This is a genomic window from Longicatena sp. (genome assembly GCF_982403165.1).
Window position 1 is genome coordinate 37,673 of the sequence record NZ_CEVYEL010000017.1, and the last position, 11,767, is coordinate 49,439.

7 protein-coding genes and 1 other annotated feature are annotated in these 11,767 nt (G+C 41.9%); all 7 genes read left to right on the forward strand.

Translation table 11 applies throughout. From position 1 onward, the window contains the following. The first annotated feature begins 51 nt into the window (after positions 1 to 51). Positions 52 to 471, forward strand: a complete 420-nt coding sequence (gene rplK, locus AC1VS3_RS05575; protein ID WP_008691278.1) for a 50S ribosomal protein L11 — start codon at positions 52 to 54, stop codon at positions 469 to 471. A 22-nt stretch (positions 472 to 493) separates the two neighbouring features. Beyond that, positions 494 to 1,180, forward strand: a complete 687-nt coding sequence (gene rplA, locus AC1VS3_RS05580; protein ID WP_008691279.1) for a 50S ribosomal protein L1 — start codon at positions 494 to 496, stop codon at positions 1,178 to 1,180. A 32-nt stretch (positions 1,181 to 1,212) separates the two neighbouring features. Further along, positions 1,213 to 1,339: a sequence feature (ribosomal protein L10 leader region), on the forward strand. A gap of 43 nt (positions 1,340 to 1,382) precedes the next feature. Continuing rightward, entirely contained in the window at positions 1,383 to 1,916 is a 534-nt protein-coding gene (gene rplJ / locus AC1VS3_RS05585; RefSeq protein WP_008691280.1) for a 50S ribosomal protein L10, read from the forward strand. Between the two features lie 38 nt (positions 1,917 to 1,954). Beyond that, the gene (gene rplL / locus AC1VS3_RS05590) at positions 1,955 to 2,329 is read left to right on the forward strand and encodes a 50S ribosomal protein L7/L12 (protein WP_008691281.1); all 375 of its coding nucleotides are present in this window, start codon (positions 1,955 to 1,957) and stop codon (positions 2,327 to 2,329) included. Positions 2,330 to 2,399: 70 nt separating this feature from the next. Continuing rightward, on the forward strand, positions 2,400 to 2,996 hold the full coding sequence (locus tag AC1VS3_RS05595; protein WP_008691283.1) for a class I SAM-dependent methyltransferase: 597 nt from the start codon (positions 2,400 to 2,402) through the stop codon (positions 2,994 to 2,996). 436 nt (positions 2,997 to 3,432) lie between these two features. Continuing rightward, the gene (gene rpoB, locus AC1VS3_RS05600; RefSeq protein ID WP_008691284.1) at positions 3,433 to 7,620 is read left to right on the forward strand and encodes a DNA-directed RNA polymerase subunit beta; all 4,188 of its coding nucleotides are present in this window, start codon (positions 3,433 to 3,435) and stop codon (positions 7,618 to 7,620) included. A gap of 4 nt (positions 7,621 to 7,624) precedes the next feature. Next, positions 7,625 to 11,500, forward strand: a complete 3,876-nt coding sequence (gene rpoC / locus AC1VS3_RS05605) for a DNA-directed RNA polymerase subunit beta' (RefSeq protein ID WP_008691285.1) — start codon at positions 7,625 to 7,627, stop codon at positions 11,498 to 11,500. The last annotated feature ends 267 nt before the right edge of the window (positions 11,501 to 11,767 follow it).

The window sequence follows — 11,767 nt, forward strand, 5'->3', positions numbered from 1 at the left end:
TCCTTCAATCAAACCACTGCATAAGACAACAATATATAGGAGGTGTGTCTTGTGAGTAAAAAAGTTGCAAAGATTTGTAAACTTCAGTTCCCTGCAGGAGGAGCTAGACCGGGACCAGCACTGGCATCTGCCGGAATCAACATGCCGCAGTTCTGTACAGCATTTAACGATGCTACAAAGGACCGTAATGGTGATATGGTACCAGTTATTATTACTGCATACGAAGATAAGAGCTTTGATTTCGTATTAAAAACAACTCCAGCAAGCATCATGATCAAGAAAGCTGCTGGCATCAAGAAGGCTAGTGGTGATCAGAAAGAAACCGCTGGAACAATTACAGTTGATCAGCTGCGTGAAATCGCAGAATACAAAATGCCTGACTTAAACGCAAATGATGTAGAAGCTGCTATGCGTATCGTTGCTGGTACTGCTAGAAACATGGGCGTTAAAGTTGAAGGTTATGAAGGATAAGAAAGGCGAGAGGTAAATAGATATGGCAAAAGTTGGAAAGAAATACGCTGAAGCTGCTAAGAAAATCGACCGCTCAAAGTCTTATTCGGTAGCTGAAGCTGTAAAATTAGCAAAAGAAACAAACATCGCTAAATTCGACGCATCTGTTGAAGTTAGCTTCAAATTAAATGTAGACCCACGTCATGCAGATCAGCAGATCCGTGGTGCTATGGTACTGCCTCATGGTACTGGTAAAACACAGAAAGTTTGTGTTATTACACAGGGACCTAAGGAACAGGAAGCAAAAGACGCTGGCGCAGATTTCGTTGGTGGAAAAGAATTGTTAGAAGAAATCCAGAAGGGATGGTTTGACTTCGATGTGATCGTTGCCACTCCAAACATGATGGGTGAATTAGGTAAATTAGGTCGTCTGTTAGGACCTAAGGGCTTAATGCCAAACCCTAAGACTGGTACAGTTACCATGGATGTTGCAAAAGCTGTTGAAGACATCAAAAAAGGTAAAGTAGAATACCGTGTTGATAAAGAAGGTAACATTAACCTGATGATCGGTAAAGTAAGCTTTGACGATGAGAAGTTAGTGGACAACTTCAACGCAATCTACAACACAATCGTAAAAGCACGCCCTGCTGCAGTTAAGGGTGCTTATATCAAAAACCTTGTATTAACAACAACAATGGGTCCTGGCATCCATGTAGAAATCGTTAAATAAGGTTGACAAACTGCAAAACAACGTTTAAAATATTCGATGTTATCAATATACCATAGACAGTAACGGCGTAACAGCTTAATCATGTTACCGAGGTAGAAAGCAAGTAGATAAAACTTTCACCCGTAGACTGTCCAGTTTGCGGGTGTTTTATATCACTCTTGAAAGGTATATTGTTACATATAAATCAGGAGGTGTGAAGTTCATGAACCAGGCAATCATCGATAGCAAAAAGGCAGTCATTTCTGAAATTGCTCAGAAAATGAAAGAAGCCGATTCAACCGTAGTTGTTGAATATCGTGGTCTGAGTGTTGCGGAAGTAACACAGCTGCGTAGAGATCTTCGCGCAGAAGGCGTAGAGTTCAAGGTTTACAAAAACTCTCTTGCTCAGCGTGCTGCCGAAGAAGCCGGTGCCAGTGAATTAGTAAAAGACTTGGTTGGACCAAACGCAATCGCATTTGGACCAGACGCAGTTGCCCCTGCTCGTGTATTAGCAAAATTTGCGAAAACACACGACAAGCTTGTACTGAAGAGCGGTATCGTAGAAGGTAAGGTAGTCAGTGTTGACACAATCAAAGAGTTGTCAAGTCTGCCAAACCGTGAAGGTATGTTATCAATGCTGTTAAGCTGCTTACAGTCACCAGTACGCGGATTCGCATGTGCTGTTAAAGCTGTTGCAGAAAGCAAAGAAGAAGGTGCAGCACCAGCTGCCGAAGCTACAGAAGAAGCTGCTGCTTAATTGCATGCAGACAAACTATTAACTAGGAGGAAAAGAACATGGCAAAATTAAACCAGGAAGACATCTTAGCTTACTTAGAAGAAGCTACAATCTTAGAACTGAATGAATTAGTAAAAGCAATCGAAGAAAAATTTGGCGTAACGGCTGCTGCTCCAGTTGCTGTTGCAGCTGCTGCTGATGCAGGTGCTGCTGCTGAAGGACCAAGCGAAGTAACTGTTACATTAACAGACATCGGTGGAACAAAAGTTGCTGTTATCAAGGCTGTACGTGAAATCACAGGCTTAGGTCTGGTAGACGCTAAGGGTCTGGTTGACAAAGCACCAAGCGTAATCAAAGAAAATGTTAGCCCAGAAGAAGCAGAAGAAATCAAGAAGAAATTGATGGACGCTGGAGCTAGCGTAGAAGTTAAGTAATAACTTACACATCTTGATGAACTACAAAAAGCCTTCGGGCTTTTTGTCACCTAAAAAAGGCGGGATAACGATGGATCATTATTTTACAGATAATCGTCATTTAGCAGAAAACCGGAAGGAAATATCTTTCCGGTTTTGGTGTTTTAACTATACTTTCTTAACTGATAACGGTGTCTTCTCAAAAGGCGGTGTTGATTTTGGAACACAGGTCTTCTTAAACACCCTGCTGAAAAGAGATGAACTACAGGATACGATACTTGATGTTGGCTGCGGATATGGACCAATCGGTATCATCATCAAGCATACATATCCCGATAAGCATGTGGAAATGGTCGATGTCAATCCACGTGCAATCGCCCTAGCTAAAGAAAATGCCAAGGCCAATCATGTGGATGTGCAGATTCATGAGTCCGATGTATATGCACAGGTAACTGGGAATACTTATACTGACATCCTAACCAATCCACCCATCCGGGCCGGTAAGAAGGTCATTTATGAAATCTTTGAAAAAGCTTATGATTATTTATGTGAAGGCGGTTGCTTATGGGTCGTTATTCGTAAGCAACAGGGCGCAAACAGTGCAGTGAATAAAATCAAAGAAGTGTTCGGTAATTGTGACATCATTGAAAAAGAAAAAGGCTATTGGATCTTAAAGGCAAAGAAATAAATATACGTACAGCATAACTATAGTACCACTATAACGTAGGGAGAAGTAAAGCCGATTGATATCAAGAATACCAACGATAACGTAGAAAAGTTAAGCCGGGTGATACCAAAAATACCAACGATAACGTAGAGAAGTTAAATCGGTTGATACTAGGAAATGCCAGCATGCACACTTTCACGAAATTATGAAGGAAAGCTCTTCTTTATGGAAATTGCCACCATGATGGTGCAACAATCGTTATCACATGCAATCAGTTATGAAAATATACCTTTCCATGCAGATTGCTACCCAACGGACACAAATAGCTAAAATATCGAAAAAGCATTGACAATTTGACAAACCATTGATATTATAATAAATTGCATAATACTAAAATATTAAAATGGGTTTTCATGCCCTATTTTGGTAAGAAAAACTTGTAGAAAGGATGGCGTACATGGACAAAAAACAGCCTTATCGTATTGTCGCTTCCGGTAAAAAGGCAGAGCGTCGCGATTACTCAAAAGTTAGTGGACATCTGGAACTGCCGAATCTGGTTGAAATTCAGACGGATTCTTTTGAGTGGTTCAAGAACGAAGGAATTGGAGAAGTTTTCAATGAAATCTACCCGATTCAAAACTATGGAGGAAATATCAAGCTGAAGTTCGCCGGTTATGAATTCGGTGAACCTAAATACAATGCGGAAGAATCAATGTATCGCGAATGTAATTACGCAGCACCATTGAAAGCACGCATGGAACTTGAAATAACAGATAACACAACAGGTGAAGTTATCAATAAATGGGAAGATGTCTTCCTAGGTGATTTCCCTTTAATGACCGAAACAGGTACTTTCATCATCAATGGAGCGGAACGTGTCATCGTTTCGCAGATCGTGCGTTCTCCGGGAGCGTACTTCTCTACCGGTTATGATGAAAAAACAGGTAAAGTATCGTATGCCTGTGAATTAATTCCAAGCCGCGGTACTTGGCTGGAATACATGACAGAAACGAAAAAAGCGTCTACCGGACGTGTTTTAAACATGAGCATTGACCGTAAACGTAAAATGCTTTCTTCTGTATTGTTTAAAGCTGTCGGTATGTCAATTGATTTAGATCACAGCGAAGATGCCCATGATACAACACAGATCAAGACGTTCTTAAAGGCTATGGGACGTGATGTGATCGAAGATGTTGCACAGGATGATGAAGATCGTGAATTCATGAATCTTTACCTTACATTATATGCATCTTACTTTGGTAAATACGAAGAAATTGAGAATACCCTGTTAGCCGATAAGGTTAAGACTACACAGGAAGCTTTATTGTCTATTTATGAAAACCAGCGTTCGGATGAAATACCTACCTTGGATGGTTCTATCACCTTAATGAATGCGAAGTTCTTTGATCCTCGCCGTTATGATCTAACCAAAGCCGGACGTTTTAAATTACGTAAGAAATTAAATGCCATCAACCGTATTTACGGTAATCGTTTGGCAATGGATATTTTGGCAAGTGATGGCAGTGTCTTCATGCCTAGCGGTACGATGATTCATCGTGATGAACGTAACACTTTACGTGAAGAGTTGGAAAAAGGTATGCATGTACATGCTTTCCCTTTCAATCCATTATTCAACCATCCGGATAAAGTAGAAGTTCCGGCATCTAACCATCTTGGTCTTGTTGGCCGTGTTTTGGCAGAGGATGTGGAATTGAGTGATGCTACCCTGTTTGAAGGAACCGTATTAACACAGAAGGATGTAGACGCAATCGCAAAAGAATGTGAAACCATTTCTGTACATGGCGGTATCATCGCAAAGCAGGTGGCTTTGGAAAAAGGCAATGTCAATGCAGTGTTAAACTATGGACAGCGCATGTATGCGTTAGGCCGTGTAACGGATGCACAGGGCAATGACCTGGAAAATGAAGAAGGTGACTTCTATGCAGAAGGCTATTTACCTCGTCATAAGCCAGATACCTTAAGTGCAAACGACCAGGAAGCTTTACGTAATAAAGTAAACAACGGTGAAACGGTGTATGCATGGTTGGTAGGTGCAGCCGTTCAGGAAGTGCTTGTACGTACTGGCGATGAGCAAGTAGTAAAAGTAATCGGTAATGACCCATATGCGAACAAGCATACCATTACGATTTCCGATATGTATGCATTCTATACGTATAACTTAAATGTTATGGAAGGTGTTGGAGAAACCGACGATATTGATATGTTGGGTAACCGTCGTATCCGTTCTGTTGGTGAATTGATCCAGAACCAGTTCCGTATCGGTTTAAGCCGTATGGAGCGTGTTGTTAAGGAACGTATGTCCATTGCGGAAACAGCAACCTTAACACCTAAGAAATTAACGAATATTCGTCCATTAACAGCAGCTATCAAGGAGTTTTTCTCCAGTTCTCAGCTGTCACAGTTCATGGATCAGCAGAATCCATTGGCAGAATTGACCAACAAACGTCGTATTTCTGCCTTAGGTCCAGGTGGTCTGACCAGAGATCGCGCCGGTTTTGAAGTACGTGACGTTCATAGTTCTCACTATGGTCGTATCTGTCCTATCGAAACTCCAGAAGGTCCAAACATCGGTCTGATTTCCAACCTGACTTCTTATGGTAAGATCAATGAATATGGATTTATTCAGACACCATATCGTATCGTTAAGAAAGATGGAACAGTAGAAGATGAAGCAATCTACTTATCAGCTGATGAAGAAGCAGATTATGTTATCGCGCAGGCGAATGAGGTTGTAGAAGGCCGTTTGATCAATGAAAATGTCGTTGCTCGTAAAGCGGGAGAAACCATCATCGCTAAACGTGAAGAAGTAGAATTGGCCGACGTTTCACCAAAACAGATCGTATCCGTGGCAACTGCCTGTGTACCATTCCTGGAAAATGACGATGCTTCTCGTGCCTTGATGGGTGCGAACATGCAGCGTCAGGCCGTACCTTTGTTACAGCCACATTCTCCATATGTAGGAACTGGTATCGAATATAAGATTGCCAAGGACTCTGGTGTCGGTATCGTCGCAAAAGAAAACGGTATTGTTGAATACGTCGATTCTCAGCGCATCATCGTCAGTGGTGATGATGGAGAACGTCATGAATATCGTTTGCGTAAATTCCAGCGTTCTAACAATGGTACCAACATCAACCAAAGTCCAATCGTAAAAAAAGGTGAACGCATCGATAAGGGAGATATCCTAGCCGATGGACCATCTATGGAAAAGGGTGAACTTGCCCTTGGACAAAACGTTACGATCGCCTATATGACATGGTATGGCTACAACTATGAGGATGCCATCATCATGAGTGAGCGTTTGGTACGTGATGATGTGTATACGTCAATTCATATTGAAGAATACGACATTGATTGTCGTGAAACAAAATTAGGGCCAGAAGAAATTACTCGTGACATTCCTAACGTAAGTGAAGCAGCCTGCCGTAACTTAGACAGCCGTGGTATCATCATGGTTGGTGCGGAAGTACGCGAGGGTGACATTCTGGTTGGTAAAGTAACACCAAAAGGACAGAGTGAAATCTCTCCTGAAGAAAAACTGTTATTAGCAATTTTCGGTGAGAAATCCCGTGAAGTGCGTGACAACTCCTTGAAGGTACCTCATGGCGGTGCCGGTATCGTCCATTCTATCCGCATCTTCAAAAGAAGCGAAGGACATGATCTGCCACCTGGAGTCAATGAAACCGTAAAAGTTTACATCGTTCAGAAACGTAAGATTTCTGAAGGTGATAAGATGGCCGGCCGTCATGGTAATAAAGGTGTCATCTCCAAGATCTTACCGGTTGAGGATATGCCATATATGCCAGATGGAACGCCAATTGATATCATGTTGAACCCATTCGGTGTGCCATCTCGTATGAACATCGGACAGGTTCTGGAAATCCATTTAGGATATGCCGCTAAGAAACTGGGCGTGAAATTCTCCACACCGGTATTCGATGGTATCAACAATCAGGAATTAAGCGACATCATGAAAGAAGCCGATATGACCGTAGATGGTAAACAGGTACTGTACGATGGACGTACCGGTGAACCATTCGATGAACGTATTTCTGTCGGTGTTATGTACATGATCAAACTGGCGCACATGGTTGACGATAAGCTGCATGCCCGTGCAACCGGACCTTATTCCTTAGTAACGCAGCAGCCATTAGGTGGTAAAGCACAGAATGGTGGTCAGCGATTCGGTGAGATGGAGGTTTGGGCACTGGAAGCTTATGGTGCTGCCCATACACTGCAGGAAATCTTGACGGTAAAATCTGATGATATCGTAGGACGTACTAAGACTTATGAAGCAATCATCAAAGGAAAAGATATTCCTGAACCAGGCATTCCTGAATCCTTCCGCGTATTGAAACATGAATTACAGGCATTAGCCATCGATGTGAAGATGCTGGATGAAGACGGAAATGAAGTCGATATCAACAAAGAAGAATCAAGTGAACCTGCTGCACTGCCACCAATTCCACAGGAAGAGGTTGTCAGTGAAGAGGATATCAATGATATAAATGAAGATGTTGAAGTTGAAGATGATGAAGTGCTTTTGGATGATGAAGAAAACATGGATGACTTCGACGAAGATGTATTAATTGCAGAAGATGATGAACAAGTAGAGGAGGCGTAAGTAGATGAGTGTTAATGATTTTGCCTCAATTCAGGTGAGCCTAGCATCTCCTGAAAGAATCCATGAATGGAGTCATGGTGAAGTTAAAAAACCGGAAACAATCAATTATCGTTCCCAGAAACCGGAACGTGATGGATTGTTCTGTGAACGTATTTTCGGACCTAGCAAGGACTGGGAATGTTATTGCGGTAAGTATAAGAAAGTACGTTATAAAGGTGTTGTCTGTGACCGCTGTGGTGTAGAAATCACCAAATCCAGTGTTCGTCGTGAACGTATGGGACACATTGAATTGGCTGCACCGGTAGCACACATCTGGTATTTACGCGGTATTCCTAGCCGTATGGCACTGCTGCTGGATGTAACACCAAAACAATTGGAAGAAGTAGTATATTTCGTATCCTGGATCGTAACAGATCCTAAGGATACGAATCTGGAATACAAACAGATCTTATCTGAAAAAGAATATCGTGAATATATGGCACTGTACGGTCCTGGAAGCTTTACGGCACAGACTGGTGCAGAAGCTGCTTTGACCCTGTTGAAAGAAGTTGACCTGGAATTAGAATACAAACACATTCAAGAAGCTTTGGAAAATGCGCAGGGTGAAAAACGTAAGAAATTAATCAAGCGTTTGGATACCGTAGAAGCTTTCCGTAATTCTGACAATAAGCCAGAATGGATGGTTATGACAGTAATTCCGGTAATCCCACCTGATTTAAGACCAATGCTGCAGTTAGATGGTGGACGTTTCGCGACAAGTGATCTAAATGATTTATATCGTCGTGTCATCACACGTAACAACCGTTTGAAGAAGCTATTAGAGTTGGGAACTCCTGCTATCATCGTACAAAACGAAAAACGTATGCTGCAGGAAGCAGTTGATGCTTTGATCGATAATGGTCGTCGTTCTAAACCAATTACCGGTGCCGGCGGACGTGCTTTGAAGTCTTTATCACATTCCTTAAAGGGTAAACAAGGACGTTTCCGTCAGAACCTATTAGGTAAACGTGTTGACTTCTCCGGTCGTTCTGTAATCGCCGTAGGACCAGATTTGAAGATGTATCAGTGTGGTATTCCACGTGAAATGGCAATTCAGTTGTTTAAACCATTTGTTATTAATGAAATCGTAAATCAGGAAATCGCCAGCAATCCAAAAACAGCAGAGAAACTGATTGATCGTCAGGATCCACGTATTTGGGATATCGTTGAAAAGGTAATTGATGGCTATCCTGTCTTAATGAACCGTGCCCCTACGCTGCACCGTTTAGGTATTCAGGCGTTTAAGCCAAAACTGGTAGAAGGACGTGCATTGCGTCTGCATCCATTAGTATGTACTGCCTTTAATGCCGACTTCGATGGTGACCAGATGGCTGTCCATGTACCATTGAGTGAAGAAGCAAGAGCTGAAGCCTTAGTGATGATGTTAGGTTCTAACAATATCCTAGGTCCAAAGGATGGAAAACCAATCGTTACCCCAGGTCAGGATATGGTCATGGGTAACTTCTATCTGACGATGGAAGAAACGGCTGAAGAATTCCATGATGAAGCGCAGCGCTATTTATCTGTCGATTGTCCAAAATCAGCAGCTATGTGGCAGCGTTATGGAGATAATGAAGGACATGTCTTCGGTAGCATCAATGAAATTTTGATGGCTTATGAAACAGACCAGATTCATTTACATTCTCGTATTGCCATTCCGGCAAGAGCATTAAATAAAACAAGCTTTACGGATGAACAGCAGAAACAGTATTTGCTGACAACAGTTGGTAAGGTTATCTTTAACAACATGTTCCCTAGCGACTTCCCATTCTTGAATGAGGTAAGTGCAGCCAATTTCCAGGCAACACCGGAAAAGTATTTCCTGGATATGGGAAAAGATGTAAAAGAAGCTATCCGTAATTTACCTGTAACACCTGCTTTCAAGAAGAAAGATTTAGGTAAGATCATCGGTGAGATCTTCAAACGTTACAGTACTGAAAAAACATCTGAAATCCTTGACCAGATCAAGGATATGGGATTTAAATATTCTACAGTTGCCGGTGTTACGGTATCCTTAAGTGATATCGAGGTTGCTCCTCATAAAGAAGAGCATGTGGAATATGGTAAAGCCAAAGCCGAAGAATTAAAAACCCTGCGTAAGAAAGGTAAGCTTACGATGCAGGAGTGGGAACGTCACTTAAATAAGCTGTGGGCAGATGTCAAAGATGATATCGCCGAAGAGCTGTTAGGTAACTTGCCACGTAAAAACCCAATCAACATGATGGCGCGTTCTGGTGCCCGTGGTAATACGTCAAACTTTACTCAGTTAGCTGGTATGCGTGGTCTGATGGCGAAACCATCACAGTCCAAATCAGCGAAGGGTGAATATGTACCAAGTATCATCGAGGTTCCTATCTATTCATGTTTCCGTGAAGGTCTGAATGTGTCTGAGTTCTTTATCTCAACACACGGTGTGCGTAAAGGTCTGACCGATACCGCATTGAAGACTGCCGAATCTGGATATCTGACACGTCGTTTGGTTGACGTTGCCCAGGATGTTATCGTTAAACAGGAAGACTGTGGTACAGATAAAGGGTACTGGGTAGAAGCTATCGTAGATCGCAAAACGAATACGATTATCGAATCTTTGTATGATCGTTTAGTTGGTCGTTATACAAAACAAGAAGTTACAGATCCTAAGACAGGTGAAGTCATCATTGAAAGTGATGAATTCATCACGGAGCCAATTGCGCAGCGAATTGTAGATGCTGGTGTTGAAGGCTTATATATCCGAAGCGCATTTACTTGTAAATCTATTTACGGTGTATGTAAGAAATGTTATGGTCGTAACATGGCAACCGGTAAAGATGTTGAAGTTGGCGAAGCTGTTGGTATCATGGCTGCCCAATCTATCGGTGAACCAGGTACACAGCTGACCATGCGTACTTTCCATACCGGTGGTGTAGCAAGTGCTGATGGTGGAGATATCACACAGGGTCTTCCTCGTGTCGAGGAGCTGTTTGAAGCTCGTTGTCCTAAGGGTGTAGCTGTATTAGCTCAGATTACCGGTGAAATCACATCGATTAATCAGATTGAAACAGGCTACGAAGTAGTTGTCGCAAATGATAAAGAAAGTATTACGCATAAGGTGACTTTGGTACAGGCAATTCGTCCTTGGATGAAGGTTGGTGCACATGTCGAAGCTGGTGACAAAATTACGGAAGGTCAGGTTGACCCTAAGGAATTGTTAAAGGTTGCTGGTGTACGTCAGGTTCAAAACTACATTCTAAAAGAAGTTAAGAAAGTATATGCTAGCCAGGGTATTGAAATCAGTGACAAGCATATTGAAGTTATGATTCGCCAGATGCTGCGTAAAGTAGTCGTTCTGGAAGGCAATGATACACACTTGAATCCAGGTGTGCAGGTATCCTTGACCGAAATCACGAAAATCAACCGTCAGGCATTGTTAAGCGGTAAAACACCGGCTACTTTCAAACCGGTATTGTTAGGTATTTCTAAGGCATCTGTTGAAACAGACTCCTTCTTATCGGCAGCATCTTTCCAGGAAACAACGAAAGTTCTGACGGATGCAGCAATCAAAGGTAAGAAAGATTACCTGATTGGTCTGAAAGAAAATGTTATCATCGGTAAGCTGATTCCAGCTGGAACCGGCTGCAAAGCTGATCGCCAGACAAATGAAATCATTGCGGAAAGAGCAGAAGAGTTACGCGAAGAGCGTATCGAACGTAATGCGAAACCAGATGATGATCAATTTATGGCATATGTACCTTCACCTGAGAAATTAACAAGTGAAATGGTACAGAAAATCATGGATGGTGAAGATGTATCTGATGAAGAAATTGGAATTAAACAGCCAATTCTTCCGGAATTACACGATTAACAATCCTAAAGGATATCAAGAAGGAGTTCTTACGATGTAGGAACTCCTTTTGTGATTATCAAAAGTATCCATATCAAGAGGCAAATTCGTAAAGCGATAGAAAGAATTTCTGCCTAGATCATATGGAATAGCAGATTAGTAAAAATAATCTGAAATAATCATAAAAAAGTTATTATTTTGATTGACAGGAACGATATAATTTGATATTATATACAGGCACTCAACGAGAGTGACGTCCACCAAACAGTGGATGCTATCGGTCTTTGA